At 68.2% G+C, this 16,050-nt stretch carries 9 protein-coding genes; 4 read left to right on the top strand and 5 right to left on the bottom strand.

Going from position 1 to position 16,050, the window contains the following annotated elements; translation table 11 throughout:
* Nucleotides 1–3 precede the first annotated feature (3 nt).
* The 5 genes from NJF35_RS14565 to mnxG are packed head-to-tail and all read right to left on the bottom strand — an operon-like array spanning nt 4 to nt 10,725.
* On the bottom strand, nt 4–1,524 hold the full coding sequence (locus tag NJF35_RS14565) for an ABC transporter substrate-binding protein (protein WP_253091198.1): 1,521 nt from the start codon (nt 1,522–1,524) through the stop codon (nt 4–6).
* Between the two features lie 5 nt (nt 1,525–1,529).
* Nucleotides 1,530–2,195, bottom strand: coding sequence for an SCO family protein (locus NJF35_RS14560; RefSeq protein ID WP_225790105.1), 666 nt, complete (start codon nt 2,193–2,195; stop codon nt 1,530–1,532).
* Nucleotides 2,192–2,869, bottom strand: coding sequence for an SCO family protein (locus NJF35_RS14555; protein ID WP_225790104.1), 678 nt, complete (start codon nt 2,867–2,869; stop codon nt 2,192–2,194). The genes NJF35_RS14560 and NJF35_RS14555 overlap by 4 nt, the downstream gene beginning before the upstream one ends.
* The gene (locus NJF35_RS14550) at nt 2,866–4,845 is read right to left on the bottom strand and encodes a cytochrome D1 (RefSeq protein WP_225790103.1); all 1,980 of its coding nucleotides are present in this window, start codon (nt 4,843–4,845) and stop codon (nt 2,866–2,868) included. Before NJF35_RS14550 ends, NJF35_RS14555 begins: the two co-directional genes overlap by 4 nt.
* 21 nt (nt 4,846–4,866) lie before the next feature.
* The gene (mnxG, locus tag NJF35_RS14545; protein ID WP_225790102.1) at nt 4,867–10,725 is read right to left on the bottom strand and encodes a manganese-oxidizing multicopper oxidase MnxG; all 5,859 of its coding nucleotides are present in this window, start codon (nt 10,723–10,725) and stop codon (nt 4,867–4,869) included.
* 304 nt (nt 10,726–11,029) lie between these two features.
* Between mnxG and NJF35_RS14540 the strand changes: the two genes are divergently transcribed.
* From NJF35_RS14540 to NJF35_RS14525, 4 genes are all read left to right on the top strand, one after another.
* Entirely contained in the window at nt 11,030–11,971 is a 942-nt protein-coding gene (locus NJF35_RS14540) for a LysR substrate-binding domain-containing protein (protein ID WP_225790101.1), read from the top strand.
* Nucleotides 11,972–12,096: 125 nt separating this feature from the next.
* Nucleotides 12,097–13,356, top strand: coding sequence for an aromatic ring-hydroxylating oxygenase subunit alpha (locus NJF35_RS14535; RefSeq protein WP_225790100.1), 1,260 nt, complete (start codon nt 12,097–12,099; stop codon nt 13,354–13,356).
* An 8-nt stretch (nt 13,357–13,364) separates the two neighbouring features.
* Nucleotides 13,365–14,495 (top strand): hybrid-cluster NAD(P)-dependent oxidoreductase, encoded by a 1,131-nt coding sequence (locus tag NJF35_RS14530; RefSeq protein WP_225790099.1) that lies wholly within the window; start codon nt 13,365–13,367, stop codon nt 14,493–14,495.
* A 207-nt stretch (nt 14,496–14,702) separates the two neighbouring features.
* Nucleotides 14,703–16,031: an MFS transporter gene (locus NJF35_RS14525; protein ID WP_225790098.1), complete on the top strand. Its 1,329-nt coding sequence runs from the start codon at nt 14,703–14,705 to the stop codon at nt 16,029–16,031.
* Nucleotides 16,032–16,050 lie beyond the last annotated feature (19 nt).

The following is a 16,050-nucleotide window of genomic DNA, read 5'->3' as shown; positions in this document are numbered from 1 at the left end:
CATTCAAGGGGTATCAGGAATGGCCCGGTACGGGGCGACGGCGTGAAAGCGTGGCCCAGGCAGAGCCACCTGGACCACATGGGCGCCGGCCAGCCCCTGGCGCCGCCCCGGGCCGAAGCCCAGGGCCGGGGTCAGGCCGGTGTCCACGTCGTGCAGGCCTTCCAGGGTACGCACCAGTTGCTCGCGGCTGGCGTCGCGGCCCACCTGCTTCAGGGCCTCGGCCAGCAGGCGCAGGGCGCACCAGGTGCCCACCTGCAGCGACGCCTGGCGGCTGTCCAGGCCCTGGCGGCGTTGCAGGCCGGCCAGGGTGGCACGCCCCTGCTCGGTCCAGTCGCCGGGGAGGAACGGGTAGGCCAGGAACAGCCGCTGCGACCAGGGCTGCGCAAGGCCAGGCACGGCGCCAGCCACCTGGCTGGAGGCGGCGAACAGGTACGGCTGGCGCCCGGCGACGTGCAGCGCTCCGGCAAGTTCGGCGAAAGCCTGGGCACGGCCGAGAAAGACGATGCCCTGGCCGTCCGGCGCCTGGCCCTCGAACGCCTGCGCCGGCGGTGGGGCCCAGCCGGCGCCTTGCAGGCGCTGGCGCACGGTCTCGGCGAGCGCCGCCTGCTCTGCCCCGGCATACACCACCTGCAGCCCGTCGGAAGCCAGGCCCAGGCTGTCGCGGGCATGTCTGGCCAGGCTCAGCAGTTGCTCGGGCAGGCCAGGCAACGGGTCGAAGATCTGCGGGCTGGCGCCGCTGCGCGGGGTGCTGCCGACCAGCGGCACGCCACGCCGTTCGAGTTCGCCGGCCAGGTGCGCGTCGAGCATCGGGGCCAGCGGGGCGACCAGGGCGAACACCTGCTCGTCGTCCAGCAAGCGCGCCAAGGCCTGCTGGGCGCTGTCCCGGTCCGGCCCCGGGTCGAGCGCCACCAGTTGCAGGCGACGGCCATGGATGCCGCCCTGCTGGTTGAGCTGCGCCAGGCCATCCTCCAGGACCGCGCGCACCACCCTGCCCGCCTCGGCCAATGGCCCGTGCGTGGGCAACAGGGTGCCCAGGCGCAGCACGGCCTCCTCCACGCCGGGGTCGCGCTCTTCGGCCAGGCGCTTGAGGTAGGCGGTCAGGTTGCGCTGGTCGGCCAGGCTCAGGTCGAAGCGCGGCATGGCCGGGTCCAGGCGGTTGCCGGCCGGGTCCAGGCCATGCTGGATGGCCCGGGCCAGGCTAGCCTCGGTGTAGGCCGGGTAGCGCCGGTTGTTGACCTGGCGCGCCCCCTGACCCACGGCCAGGCGCTGCCAGTCCAGGCTCGGCGGGCGCACGCCGCCCTCGGCGCGGCCACGGCCATCGTTGCCATGGCAGCTGGCACAGGGCAATACGCTGGCAGGCACCTGCACGTCGCTGGCGCCGACCCGTGCCAGCACCTGGGCATCGCTGCTCGACACACCCTCGCGGTACAGGCGCCTGCCGGCCTGTTCCTGCTCGTTCAGGTCAAGGGCCACGGCCGCCCCGCACAGGGACAGGCCCAGCCACAGTGCCAGCAGCCGGCCCATGGCGTTCACCGACCTGCCAGTGGCTGGGCCAGCAACTGCATGCGCTGGGCGATCGCGACGGCGGGCGCATCCGGGCGGATCCTGCTCCAGCGCTTGCCGGCCACATCGCCAGCGATCAGTTGCGTCGAGTGCTGCTCGGGGCTGGGCAGGAACTGCCCGAGGCGTCCCAACACCTGTTCGACCTCGTCCTGCCCGCCGGTCAGGAACAGCCAGTTCGGCCCGTCCACCCCCTGCTTCTCGGCGAACGCCTTGAGCACCGCCGGCGTGTCATTGGCCGGGTCGCTGCTGATCGAGACGAAGGTGACCTGGCTGGCCAACTCCGGCCCCATGGCCTCGCGCACCTCGCGCAACTTGCGGGTGATCAGCGGGCAGGCGTCGGTGCAGTGGGTGAAGATGACATTGAGCATCACCACCTTGTCCTTGAGCACGTCGCTGTAGAAACGCAGCTCGCGTCCGTTCTGGTCCTTGAGCAGGGTATCGGTGAACCAGGCCTGGGCATCATGGGTGCCACCGCCGCTGGCCATCGGCGGGAGCGCCGGTTGCGGCGACGGCGTTGTCGGGCCATGGCCCTCGTGGGCGAGCGCCACCGAGGCGAGGATCCACAGGCAGCCGGCCAGGGCCAGCCAGTCGAGGCCGCGCATGCTGGCGCGGCGGGTGGCCGGGTTGCTCATGGGTGCACCTCCTGGTGGTCAGGCGTGGCGGCGATGGCGGTGCTCTTGGCGTGCACCCGTCGGGCGCTGAGGCGGTTGACCTCCTCGATCAGCACCTGCGGGTCGGTGAAGCCGTAGTAGCGTGTCCACTGGCCACTGCGCCCGTCGCCGACCATGATCAGCGGCGGGTGCTGAGCCAGGTCGGCGCTGAAGCTGCCCAGGCCCTTGAGGGTTTCGCTGATGGCATAGGGCGAGCCGGTCAGCCAGCGCCAGCCCGGCCCATGCTGGAAAGCCTTGGCGTAGCCCAGCAAGCGCTTGGGATCGTCACGCTGCGGATCGACGCTGATCGACACCAGCTGGACCTCCTCGCCAACCCGCCCGCCCAGTTGCTGCTGGACCTTGGACATGATCGACGAGACCACCGGGCATACCGTGGTGCAACTGGTGTAGATGAAGCCCATGACCACCAGGCGGTCGCCCACCAGGTCCTTTTCCAGGCGTACCGGCAGGCCGTCCTGGTCGAGCAAGGCAACGTCGGCGAAGCGCACGCTGGCCTTTTCCTGGTGAGCCGCCGGCACCTGCGCGGCATGGCCGGCATGCTCCTGGGCACTGTGGTCATGCCCGGCGTGGGCCAGGGCCAGGTTACTGGCCAGCAGCAGGCCGAGGGCGAGCAGCTTGGGACGATTGGCGTTCATCGCACACTCCTGGGTTCCCCTTGGGAAGCGGTGGATGCTGCGGCGGGCAAGACGCGCAGGCTGGTGTAGTTTTCTTCGGTGAATTTGCGTCCGAGCGAAGGCGACTGCAGGTGCAGGTACCAGGCACCCGCCTCGGCCAGTTGCAGCGACACCTGGTAGACCCCGTCGCCAATTTCTTCCAGCGGCAGGCTGCGCGGCATCGACGAGGGCGCCAGGAAGTAGCGCAGGCTCAGGTCACGCAGGCCCAGGCGCGGCTGGCCATCGCTGCCGAGGATGCGCACCCGGGCGACGAAGGGGCTGTGCTGTATCGCCGGCTGGTCGCTGCCGAGGAACTCGGCGTGCACACCCTTGCGCCGGGCCGCCGCGCCAGGCACCGCCGCCACGTCGGTGCTGAAGCAATGGATGATCTGCGGCTGGTTGAGCAGGAAAGCCACGTCGAAGGTCCCGGCCGCCGGCATCTTCACGGTCGAGCCGTACACGCCTGGGGCCAGCTCGCGCAGGCTGCGGTCGATGACGATCGCCGCGCGGGCCTGATGGCCACGGTTGTTGTAGCCGGACATCGGCGCGTTCATGCCCTCGGCATAGAAGTAGGTGGTATTGTCCACCGGGTTGACCACGAACACCGAGTTGTCATCGCGCGCCACCGACAGGCCCTGGGCCAACGGCAGGTCGCCGGCCTGGCGCGGTGCGGCGGCGCCGGCCTCGAAACCCTGGACGATCGGCTCGCGCCCCTCGCCCAGGCTGCCCAGGTTGATCATGCTGACCTTCGGCGAGGCCAGGCCACGCACGTAGGCATAGCCCTTGGTGAACACCAGTTGGTACGGCTCGGCCGCCACCGGGATACGGTGGATCAACCGGTCGTTGCTGGCATCGATCACCACGGCCTGGTTCTCCAGGGTATTGAGCACCACGCCGTAGCGCCCGTCGCCACTGAAGCGCATTGGCCCCAGGCCCTGGCTGGCCTTGACCGTATGGCGCAGTTGGTGACTGCGGGCGTCGATCACCTGCACCGTGCCTTCCTTGCCGTCGACCACGTAGACCGCCTGGGACAGCGCCGAGTAGGCCACCGACAGCGGGTGCGGGCCGACCTCCAGGGTCTTGACCAAGCGCATCTCGGCGGCATCGATGACGCTCAGGGTACCGGCATCGCGGTTGCTGACGAAGGCGTAGCGCGAGTCGGCGCTGAAGGCGATCTCGTGATGCCCGGAGCCGGTGGCGAAGAACTTCAGGGTGCCGCGGCTGGGCACGTCGATCACCGTCACCCCGCCCTTGGCCGGGTCGCTGCTGTTGTTGCCCACCCACAGCCGGCGCTGGTCCGGCTGCAGGGCCACGCGCAGCGGTTGTTCGCCGGCGTCCAGGCTGGTCACGTGGCGGAAGGTCTCGGTATCGATCACCGCCACCTGGCCACGCTCGGGCATCGACACGAACACCTGCTTGTCGTCGCCGGTGGCCACCCAGTCCATGGGCCGCCCCGGCAGGTCGATGCGGGCCAGGGTGCTGGTGACGCCCCCCACCGACACCGTGGGGTCGATCACCGTCAGGCTGGCGTCCCTGTTCAGCACCAGCAAGAAGTAGCTGTTGAGGTCGAGCAACGGCCGGGCGCCGATGCTGCTCTTGAGAAACAGCGCCACGCGGGCCTTGCAACTGCTGTCACGGTCCCCGGCGGGGGCCGCTTGCGCCGGGTCCAGCCAGGCCCCCGGGGCCATGCCCGACAAGGGCTGGCCGCTACTCTGGTCGCTGACCTTGAAACGGATGTTGGCGAAACTGCCTTCACGCAGCTCGCCGCCATCCAGTGGCCGGGCCTCGAACTCCACGGTCACGCCATCCCGGCTGAGCCGGTGCAGGGCCTGCGGATCGGCAGGTGCCTGCAGCAGCTCGCGGGGGTCGCACCAGAGTTTGTCGTAGGCCACCCCCAGGCCGATCAGCGCCACTCCCAGCAATACCCCCAGGTAGGCGGGGCGGGTCTTCTTGTCCATGCTCACGCTCCCCCTCTTCTGTCATTGCGCCGGTGCGGTGGCCGGCGGCGCTTCGTGGGTGACCCGCAGCAGGCCCCACAGCCCCGAGACGTTGCCGTAGGCGGCATAGTCGCGGAACAGGTAGTCCCCCGGCACGGCGTTGGCTCCCCCGGCGCTGGGCAGCATGAAGCTGAAGTGCGCCGCCGGCAGCACGCTTTCCTGGGCGCCGATGTAGACCGACATCGGGTTGTAGCCAAAGCGCACCGAGCCGATGCCCGGCAGGCCCATGGGGTAGCCATCGAGGTCGTTCTTCTCGGCCTGGTAGGCGTGCAGCGGCCACAGGTGCCCGTCCAGTTGGTAGGTGATGCCACGGCTGCCGCCACTGGGCATCAGCACGTGGCTGCGCAGTGGCTGCCCGGGCTTGGCCCAGAGCACCGGGGTCTGCGGGTCGCCGCCGACCAGGTCGTTGCTGTAGGCCATGTGGGCGTTGGGCACATCGGCGAAGCCATTGCCGTCGGCGTGGCCGAAGGGTGCGTCCGGCGCCAGGCCGAAGCGCAACCACAGGGGCTCGGTCTTGTAGTTCATGGCCATGTTGCCGTTGTCCTTCGGATCGCCCGGCACACCGTTGCCCTCGGTGTTGATGCCCTCCACCGGCCGGCCATCGGCCCAGCGCATGTTCATCGCGCGTTGCCACACCGTGACGAAGTCGCGGTAGTCGGGCTGGCCGGCGACCTTGACCGTGGCCTGGGCACGGCTGGCTGCGTCCTCGGTCCAGGTGGCGCCCTGCGCCAGGATGCTCATGGCGCCGACCAGGCCTTTCTGCGGCTGCTTGATGAAGTCCGCCGGGGTCAGGTTGAGGCCGCCGAACTCGATGGCCGTGGTGTTGATGTTGTCCACCGTGCGGCCCAGTTGCAGCACCGGCTTGCCTTCGCGCTCCAGATGCCCGGCGTAGTACTGGTACACCTTGCTCGGGTACGCGCCGCTGCTGCCTGCGCGCGGTGGCACGGTCTGCACCGGGTTCAGGCCCACGTTGGCGCCGTCGGACTTGGTGATGTCGTAGGCCAGCAACTGGGCGTGCAGGCCCACGTGGCTGGACGGGCGCATCAGGTTGTTGTTGAAGGCGGTGGAGCCCTCGCTGCCGTTGCGGTCACGCTTGACCACGTGCTGCATCACGGCCGTGCTGGGCAGGTCGGGCATGACCAGCGGCAGGCGGTTCTCCAGGGTGATGCTCAGGCAGTCGCCGGCGTTGGCCCGCAGCACCAGCGGCTCCACCGGGACCCCGGCCTTGAGCTTGCCGGTGGCCGGGTCCAGGTCGGCCTTGCGCACGTACAGCACCGCGGTCGGGTCGTGCAATGGGGCGCTGTGGCCGCCGATGGTGAAGGTGGTGCCCTCCTCCTCGTCGGTCACCGTCACCTGCGGGATGCTGGTCTTGCGGCTGTTAAACACCAAGGTGCCACCGTTGGCCTTCAGCGGGCCGCCGACGTGCTGGCCGACGCCGGCCGGGTCGTCGATGCTGACCCCGTGGTTGTTCTGCAGGATGTCGTTGGCCAGGGCGGCGACGATCTCGTAGCTGCGCTTGACCGTCGGCCGGCTGCCGATGCCGTTGGGGTTGGCGGTGGTTCGCGGGCAGATGCCATCGAACGCCACGGTGTTGCGCATGGCCACCGGCTGCGGGTTGTTCGGCAGCGCGATCAGGTCCGGGCGATGGGCGGTGTAGTTGCGCATGACGCCCCAGATGCCGTTCCAGTAGCCCTCCAGTGCCGCGTCCAGGGAGTACAGGTAGTCACCGTTGGTGGCCGCGGAGCTGGAGATCATCGACACCGGTGCCATGAAGCCCATCTGCTCGGAGATGCCGACCATCTGCGAGGATTTCCACCCCGAGTTGGAGCTGCTGCCATAGCCGGAGCCGTTCTGCAGCCACTTCACGCCGTGCAGGGTGATGTTGTGTTCCTCCTCGTGACCACCGGCATGGATGCGCAGGCGCACGTTGTCGCCGGAATAGGTGCGCAGCATCGGGGTGAATGGGTCGCCCGGCTCGCTGCCCTGGTTGATGTGCGGTGGGAACAGCGTGGTGCCGCCGGTAGGCCCGACCGCCGCGGTGATCGCCGACGGCGCCAGGTTCATTGCCGGGATGGCGCGGTCGGTACGGCTCTGCATGGCGTAGGCCAGGTCGCCGCCGAGGCCATCGGCCTGCATGCCGCGCTTGCCGTCCGGGCCGACCTTGTTGGGATCGAACACGCGCAGGGCCAGCGGCTCGTTGCGGTAGTTGACGACGAACATGCCCGGATCATCCACCGAGATCGCCTGCGGGCACGGCCGGGTCGGGCAACCCGGGGCCAGGCCGCCACGCGACTCGACCACCGCCTCCAGCAGGTTGGACGCCTTCTGCCGCACGGGCGGGTTGATGGCGTAACGGAAGCTGTCAGCCGTGGCCGGATAGGCCTGGCTGTCGGGGATGCCGTCCGGGCCCGCGCCCACGTACACACCCGCCTCGTAGGCATGCTGGAAGTCGCTGTATTCGAGGAAGAACTCGCGGTAGCTGTCGTTGCGGCCATCGCCATCATGGTCGCCGGTGTGGATCACCGCCTGCCACGAGGTCGGCCCGCCATCCTGGCGCACGGCCGGGTCGTACAGCTTCTCGCCGGTCTCGGCGTGGTACCAGGTGGAGCCGGCCGGCTCGGCCAGCACGGTGGCGTACAGGCCCAGTTGCTGGTGGGTCGACGGGCCGAAGTGGTCGTGGGTGAAGATGGTGCCCAGGCCACGGTCGACGTTGTGCACGTTGACCAGCGGGTCGGCGAACCAGCGCTGCATGGCCGTGCGTGCGCCCAGCCAGTCGGCCCTGCCGAAGCGGCCGAAGTACGGGTGCTGCTTGGCTTTCGGGCAGGCGGCGGTGCCCTCGCGTTCGTCACCCTCGGTGCAGCCGTTGAAGCTGCGGATGGCCTGCACGCGCTCCACCAAGCTGCCGGGCGAGAGAACGCCGTCTTCATAGTTCCAGCCGTTGGCCGAGCCGTCGGAGGCGGTCAGGTCCCACTTGGGCAGGTGGATATGCTGGCCGATCACGTCGGTCGGGGTGCGCACCTGATAGTCGTCCATCTCGTAGAACGCCGGGATCAGGTTGGTGTGCTGGTACAGGGTGCAGTCGAAGGTGTTCATGCGCATCACCAGCGGCTCCGGTGGGCGCTGCTTGGTGATGACTGGCCAGGCGTCTTCCCAGAGGGCGATGATGCGCGCCTGCGGAAAGTGGTAGCCGACCTTGTTGTACACCGCGTCGAACTGGATGTTGGCGCCCTTGTAGATGCGCGGGCGGTCGGCGGTGAAGCTGGAGCCGCCACGGAAGTTGAGGCCGGTCAGGCTCTCGCCGCTGAAGAACTCGCCAAGCCCCGAGGCCTGGGTCAGGCGCTTGCCGCGATCGTCCATGCACGGTTCATAGAAGGGCGCGCCGGCGCTGGGCAAGGCACCGTTGGTGCGGAAGTTGCCAGGCTGCAACTGGCCGCCTGGCAGCAGGGCGAAGCTGGCGTGCTCGGCCTTGGCATGGAACCGCATGGCCGCCTGCTCGACCTCGGTGCCCTCTTCCGGCAGGTAGATCGGCTTGGCCTTGTGCACCACCTTGGAGAAGTCCAGCCGGGTGGTGGTGGTCAGGGCCTGGCCACCGGAGGAGAGGCCGTCCAGGGTGTGCCGGCTCAGGCCGCCATCCCAACCGTCGACCTGGTTCGGGTCGAGGTCGGCCCACAGGGCATTGCCACTGTCCTTGAGCTGACGGGCCAGGGCCGGGTCGAGCATGTCCAGCGGCGGGGTCGGCGGGCGCTGGCCGACGCTGCTTTCCATGCCACCGATCCAGAATGGGTAGCCGGGGTTCTTCAGGCTGCCATCGGCGTTGCGGTTGCTCTCGCTGCGATCGACCAGGGCCAGGGAGCCCACTGCGCGGGGCCCTGAGGCGCCATGCCCTGAGTGGTCGTCGCCTTCCTCGTCGTCGTCTTCGTCATCGTCGTCATGGCCGGCGACCAGAGTCTGGGCGAGTTTCGGCACCACCGTCACCTTGCCCGGCATCGGCGCCATGGCCTTGCCGGGCAACGGCACGATCGCCGGGATCGGCGTGCCGGCGATGATCTCGCCGTCCGGCAGGGCCCGGGCACCGGCAGCGGGCTTGCCGCTGCGCAGGGCGAACGGGGTGCTGTGGAAGCCGTTCTCGCTTTCGCCGCTGACCGCCAGGCGGGTGCCCTCCTCGAACACATCGTGGACCCGCCACATGCCCCACATGCCCTGGGCGAAGTGCGGGTAGAAGTGGCAGTGGTAGATGGCATCGCCCGCCACCCGGTTGCGGTTGCCCGAACCGCCGTTGGCGATCTCGTAGGTGTAGCCGACACCCGGGCCGATGCCTTGGGCATCGAGGTAGTCGGAGTTGTCGTCATTGGGGTTGAACAGCCACTGGTGGCCGTGCAGGTGGAAGATGTGCTGCTCGTGGCCATTGTGGGTATTGCGAAACTTGGTGAAGTCACCGATGTAGCTGTGGTGCACGTTGGCCGGCTCCGACGGGTACAGGGCCATGCTGGCCTTGACCCCGGTCGCGCTGGCCGGCGGTGTTTCGCCCGGGCGGATCTGCTCCAGGCCGACGTTGGCCGGTACGTCCACCAGGGTGCCGATGTCGCCCACGGTGTGGGCGCTGAGGAAGAACTCCTCGTAGGCGCACGACAAGCAGTCGTGCATCGGCCCCACGCCGAGGCGGTTGGCCACCACCTCGGCGCCCATGCCGCCAGAGCCGTAGTTGATCATGAAGGAGTCGCGGGTCGGCTCCAGGACGTGGCCCATCACAGGGTCGGCCCAATAGCCGGGAAAGGCCTGGGTGGCGGCCACTTCGTCAGCGAACTGCGAGGCGAAGTCGCGGAACGCCTCCAGGCGGTTGGGCAGTGCCGGGTTGCGCTTGCCGACGCTTTCCAGCGGATAGGTCGAGCGTGGGAAGCTGCCGTCGGGGTTGGGGCCCATGACGATGGCGTCGGTCTCGCTGCTGAGGATCTCGTTGCCGTCGACCATGGCGATGATCGGCTTGCCGGCCTTGCCTTCGGCGATCCACGGCTCGACCTGCGGATAGCGAGCCTCGTAGTCGATCACCGGCTGGCCAGTGGGCGCGCGACCCGTGGTGGCCAGGCGCATTTCCTCCTCGGTGAGGGTGTTGCGGTAGGTGCGGCCGCCCTTGGGCACCACCACCACCTGGCCGAACAGCCCGTTGGCCACGTTCCCGGCCCCGCCCTGGCCACCGAAGGTGGCGCCCAGGCTGGTGGCGGCGAAGGCGCCCTCGCGCTCGGCATAGAGGGTGTAGCTGCGGGTATTGCCGGGGGCGACCAGGAAGCTGCCGTTGCGGCCGGTGTTGGCGGCGATGTCGCTGATGCCGTTGACCGCCTGCATGCCGTTGACCTGGAAGCCCACGTGGCGGTCGGTCACCTGTTCGTCGGCGATGAAGTGTTCTCCGCCCGGGTGCCCGGCCTGGGCGTCGTCTTCTTCCTCGCCTTCGACGTCGTGCTCGTCGTGATCGAGGCCGTGCTTGTTGGGGTTGGCCTGGTAGGCCAGCAGGTTGGTCAGGTTGACCGTCAGGCAGTCACCGGCGGCGACCCGCAGCACGATCGGCCGCGGGCGCTTGTCCGGGCGCAGGGTGACCTTGCCGGGAACGGCGGCACCGCCCTTGGACAGCGGCACCAGGTGCTCGTCCACCACATCCTGGCGCAGGGCGAACATCATGCCGTTGGCGTTCTGCGCGCCAAGGCGGTTGAACATCAGCGGCTGGTCCAGCGCCACCACGTTGGCCACCAGCGTGCGCTGGCATTGCACCGCCGCCTCGCTGGTCGCCTGCCAGCCGAACAGGGCCAGCACGAGTGAAGTCAGGACGGAGCCTTTGAGCGGGGTCATCATGCTGCACCTCCGGGGGACACAGGGACTCTGCGAAGGGCCGGAGCAAGCGGCATGCCATAAATATTCGTGTGGTTTTTCAGTGGGTTGCGGTGACAACCGGAACGAGTTGGGGAGGATTCCCCAGTGGATTCCCCTGAATCGGGGGGCTGTGCAGGTCTTGCGGCTTGTCGCTGGGTTTGGCAGATGCTGGGGCCGCTATCGCCATAGTAAAAAGCCCTAGGACCGGGCTACACCTGCCGCCGTTTTTCTGCCAATGTCTGCCCCGCAGTGCGGACCAGCGCACCGCGCCTTGCCAGGACGTCGAATGAAAACACAAGAAAACGGCAACAAGCACAAAGGCTACCGGCGCATCATCCCGTCGATGACTGCGCTCCTCGAGTTCGAGGCGGTGGCCCGTCACAACAGCTTCACCCTCGCCGCCCGCGAGCTGGGCGTCACCCAGGCGGCAGTGAGCAAGCAGGTCAAGCAGCTCGAGGAGAACCTCGGCGCCCAGTTGTTCCAGCGCTTGCACCGGGGCATCCGCCTGACCAGCGAGGGCCAGGCGCTGTTCGCGGTGATCTCCGACTCCCTGCAGAAGATCGCCGCGGTCTTCGACCGCATCAGCGAAGGCAGTGGCGAACAGGAGCTGGTGCTCAGCACCACTGCGACCTTCTCCCAACTGCGTGTCATGCCGCGCCTGGGCAACCTGCGCGCTACCCTGCCGCAGATCCAGTTGCGCCTGGCCACGCAGATGTTCACCGGCGACCTGCGCAACCATGACGTCGACCTGCTGGTGCGCTACGGCAACGGCCGCTGGGAAGACGGCAGCGCGGTGCTGCTGTTCGAGGAAGAGATCTTCCCGGTCTGCTCGCCCGCCTGGCTGGCACGCAATACGCCACCGACCTCGCTGCACGACCTGTACACCAGCGACCTGCTCGACGCCGACGCCACCAGCGAAGGCTGGATGACCTGGCCCACTTGGTTCAGGGAGCAGGGCCATACGCCCCCCAAGCTGCGCTACAGCCTGCGCTGCCACCTGTACACCGACACCATCCAGGCCGCCCTGCACGGCCATGGCGTGGCCCTGGGCTGGGGGCGGATGATCGATCACCTGCTGGCCAGCGGCGAACTGGTACGCCTGACCGAGCTGACGGTCAGGCCACGCGAGGCGTACTACGTGGTGATCCCCCACGGGCGCAGCGCCACCCCGGCCATCCTGGCGCTGATCGACTGGCTGCGCGACGCCCTGCCAGAAGCCGCGCGGTAAAGCCGCCGCTCGCATAACCCTGGGTAATGCGAGCGGTAAAATTAGGCGCGTTGACGCTTTTTCGGGCCGTTCTGATACTGCGGGCACAGCCTCCGTAATGTCTGACAAAGTGCCTGAGGAAAACAATGAACATTGCGCCTGTCCAAAAGAGCCATCGTGAGCTCGTCGCCCTGCGTCAACCCGGCTTCGGCATGAACGGCGAACTGTTCGGCCGCCAGGATATCTTCGACACCGACGTGGATATCTTCTTCACCAAGCACTGGATCCTGGTCGGTGTCACCGCCGACATCGCCGAGCCCGGCGACGTCTCGACCCTCGACATCGGCAAGTCGTCGATCCTCCTGGTGCGCGATGACGACGAGCAAGTCCGGGCCTACCGCAACGTCTGCCGTCACCGCGGCGCGCGCCTGAAGGAGGCCGGCAAGTCCACCGTGGGCATGCTGGTGTGCCCCTACCACCAGTGGACCTATGACCTGGACGGCAGCCTCAAGCATGCCGCGCACATGGGCAAGGGCTTCGACCCCAAGTGCCGCAGCCTGATCCCGGTGCATTGCAAGGTGATCGGCACGCACATCTTCGTTTGCCTGGGCGACAACCCGCCCGAGGACATCGCGGTGCTGGAGCAGACCATGACCCCGCGCTTCGCGCCCTATGACCTGACCAACACCAGGATCGCCCACGAGCAGGAGATCATCGAGAACGGCAACTGGAAGCTGGTGATGGAGAACAACCGCGAGTGCTACCACTGCGCGGGTACCCACCCTGAATTGACCGCCTCCTTCCTGCCGGAGGACTTCGGCTTCTGCACCGACGGCATGGGCGAGGACTCGCTCAAGGCCCTCGACGAATACTACCAGCGCAACGCCGATGCCCAGCGGGACTGGGAGCGCGACGGGCATCTCTGCGCCGCCGTGGAATACCTCGACGAAGACGCCGTGACCCAGTTTCGCACCCAGCGCCTGGTGATCGCCGGACGCGGCGAGTCCCAAACCCTCAGCACCGCAGTGGCCTGCACCCGGCTGTTCGGCGAGCTGACCCGCCGCGACCTGGGCGATACCCACTTGTGGACCCACAACTCCTGGACCCACGTGATGAGCGATCATGCCGTGATCACCTACATCATCCCGCTGTCGCCGGACAGGACCCTGGTGCGCTCCAAGTGGCTGGTGCACAAGGACGCCGTGGAAGGCGTCGACTACGACCTGCAGACGCTGACCGAAGTGTGGATCGCCACCAACCAGCAGGACGCCAGCCTGGTCGGCATCACCCACAGCGGCACCCAGGACCCGGCCTACGCACCCGGCCCGTTCTCGGCCTTCACCGAGCGCTACGTCGATCAATTCTCCCGCTGGTATGCCGCGCGCCTGGCCGCGCATGGCGTGTGAGGCCAGACATGAACAGCATCCATGTGATCCCCAGCCTGATGGTCGAGGAACGTTTCAACGACCCTGCCCACTGGAGCACCTTCGGTGCCCAGTGGGGCAGCGCCGACAGCCAGCGCCTGGAATGCGTGAGCGTGGTGGACGAAACCCACGACGTGAAGACCTTCACCTTCCGCAGCCCGGTCCACCACGCCATCGCCTACGAGCCTGGGCAGTTCCTCACCGTGTCGCCGCTGATCGACGGGCAGACGGTATCGCGCTGCTATACCCTGTCGTCGACGCCGACCCGGCCGTTCACCGTCTCGATCACCGTCAAGCGGGTGCCCGGCGGTGTGGTGTCCAACTGGCTGCACGACAACCTGCGCAGCGGCCACACCCTGGCCGCGTCGGGGCCGGCGGGCAACTTCACGCCGGTGGCCGGGCCCGCGCGCAAGCTACTGTACCTTTCGGCCGGCTCCGGCGTGACGCCGCTGATGGCCATGACCCGCGCCGCCGCCGACCTGCATGCCGAGCTGGACATCGTCTTCGTGCACAGTGCGCGCACCCCGGCAGACATCATCTTCCGCGCCGAGCTGGAGCGCCTCGAGCGTACCCTGCCCCAGCTGCGCACGCTGTTCTTCTGCGAAGACGTCGGTGACGAGCCTGGCTGGAGCGGCCCCATCGGCCGCCTGTCGCTGCAGGCGCTGCGCCAGCAGGTGCCGGACTTTCTCGAGCGCGAGGTCTTCACCTGCGGCCCGAAGGGCTACATGGACGCAACCCGCGCACTGCTGGCCGAAGGCGGTCTCGACCTGTCCCGCTACCACCAGGAAAGCTTCGACATCAATGCCGAGCCGATCATGGAACCGGCCCCCGCCGAACCTGCCGCAGGCCAGGCCCAGGCCACCTTCAACGTGCGCCTGGCCCGCTCCGGCAAGACCTTCACCATGACCGCCGAGCAGACCGTGCTCGCCGCGGCGAAGAAGGCCGGCGCCATCGTGCCGTCCTCCTGCAGCCAGGGCGTATGCGGCACTTGCAAGACCGCCCTGCTCGAAGGCGACGTCGAGATGAAGCACAACGGCGGCATCCGCCAGCGCGAGATCGACAAGGGCCTGCGCCTGCTGTGCTGCAGCCGGCCGACTTCGGACCTGGTCATCGACCTCTGACCGGGCGCCTCGGCGCCCCTTCCCTTCACCCTGCCACCTCTGCAGCACCTGTGCCTTGCCGCGCAGAGGCTTGGCGCGAGCCCACAGGTTCACCCACGTCCATCCTGCCGCCAGCGGCCTGACACGCCGCGCCATGGACCCACTCGCTGAACAAAGGCCGCCTGACGGCCTGAAAACAACAAAAGCTCAGCTGTACCAGGAGAAACCATGACTCACCCCGCTCAATCGATCGAAGACGTCCCCCTGAACCACTTCCATCGACTGCTCACCCTGCGCTCGGCCGGCGGCTCGTTCGTCGACGGCTACGTCCTCAGCCTGATCGGCATCGCCCTGATACCCACCGCCGCCGCCCTCGGCCTGGACAGTTTCTGGGAAGGCATGATCGCCGCCTCGGCGCTGATCGGCATCTTCTTCGGCGGTTTCCTCGGCGGCTGGCTGACCCACCGCCTGGGCCGTCGCCGTGTGTATTTCATCGGTCCGCTGCTGTTCATCTTCGCCTCGCTCGCCCAGTACTGGGTGCAGGATGCCCAGACCCTGTTCATCCTCAGGTTGATCATCGGTGTGGCCGTGGGCATCGAGTACCCGGTGGCCACCTCGATGCTGGTGGAGTTCATGCCGAAGAACGCCCGCGGCCCGCGCCTGGCCGGCTTCATCGTCATCTGGTTCGCCGGTGCTGCAACGGCCTACGGGCTGGGCGAGATCATCCTGCGCCTGGGCGATGCCGAAGCCTGGCGCCTGGTGCTGGCCAGTGCCGCGGTATTCGGCGCGGTGCTGCTGCTCCTGCGCCTGGGCACGCCCGAGTCGCCGCGCTGGCTGCTGAGCAAGGGCCGGAATGCCGAGGCCGAGCGGATCATCAAGCAGGTCTACGGCCCGGCATTCTCCCTTGCACATCTGCCGGAGGAGCCACGCAGCAGCACGCTGTCGGCCTGGGACTTGATGCGCGCCGGCTATGGCCGACGTATGTTGTTCGTCAGCGCGTTCTGGAGCTGCTCGGTGATTCCGCTGTTCGCCGTATACGCCTTCGCCCCGAAAGTGATGGACGCGCTCAATCTCAAGGGCGATTGGGCCTCCCTCGGTTCGATGGCGATCACCCTGCTGTTCGTGGTTGGCTGCATCCTCGCCGCGCGGTTGATCAACAGCATCGGCCGGCGCAACCTGCTGATCAGCAGTTTCCTGTTCTCGGGACTGGCGCTGTTCGGGCTGGGGCTGTTCCACGACAGCAACGCCCTGCTCATCCTCATCCTGTTCGGCGCCTATGCCGTGGCCATCGGCGGTGCCCAGGTACTGGCACTGGTCTACCCCAACGAGATCTTCCCCACCGAAATCCGCGCCCAGGCGGTCGGCGTCGGCACCTCGCTGTCGCGCATCGGCGCGGCGGTGGGCACCTACCTGGTGCCCATCTCCCTGCAGGACTATGGCATCGCCCATACGATGTACGCCGCCGCGGCGGTGACCCTGGTGGGGTTGCTGGTCAGCTGGGCGCTGGCGCCGGAAACCCGCTCGCTGAACCTGCAGCAGGCGGCGGCCTTGAGCTGAGCCGTTGGCGGCGCTTCGC

It is taken from the genome of Pseudomonas guariconensis, from assembly GCF_024127895.1.
GTDB classification, from domain to species: Bacteria; Pseudomonadota; Gammaproteobacteria; order Pseudomonadales; family Pseudomonadaceae; genus Aquipseudomonas; species Aquipseudomonas guariconensis_B.
The sequence above is the reverse complement of the archived record's forward strand: the minus strand, read 5'-3'. Positions and strand labels throughout refer to the sequence as shown.

Coding starts and splice junctions, on each gene's coding strand:
- NJF35_RS14565 (WP_253091198.1), bottom strand. CDS start 1,524: ATGGGCCGGCTGCTGGCACTGTGGCTGGGCCTGTCCCTGTGCGGGGCG.
- NJF35_RS14560 (WP_225790105.1), bottom strand. CDS start 2,195: ATGAGCAACCCGGCCACCCGCCGCGCCAGCATGCGCGGCCTCGACTGG.
- NJF35_RS14555 (WP_225790104.1), bottom strand. CDS start 2,869: ATGAACGCCAATCGTCCCAAGCTGCTCGCCCTCGGCCTGCTGCTGGCC.
- NJF35_RS14550 (WP_225790103.1), bottom strand. CDS start 4,845: ATGGACAAGAAGACCCGCCCCGCCTACCTGGGGGTATTGCTGGGAGTG.
- mnxG (WP_225790102.1), bottom strand. CDS start 10,725: ATGATGACCCCGCTCAAAGGCTCCGTCCTGACTTCACTCGTGCTGGCC.
- NJF35_RS14540 (WP_225790101.1), top strand. CDS start 11,030: ATGAAAACACAAGAAAACGGCAACAAGCACAAAGGCTACCGGCGCATC.
- NJF35_RS14535 (WP_225790100.1), top strand. CDS start 12,097: ATGAACATTGCGCCTGTCCAAAAGAGCCATCGTGAGCTCGTCGCCCTG.
- NJF35_RS14530 (WP_225790099.1), top strand. CDS start 13,365: ATGAACAGCATCCATGTGATCCCCAGCCTGATGGTCGAGGAACGTTTC.
- NJF35_RS14525 (WP_225790098.1), top strand. CDS start 14,703: ATGACTCACCCCGCTCAATCGATCGAAGACGTCCCCCTGAACCACTTC.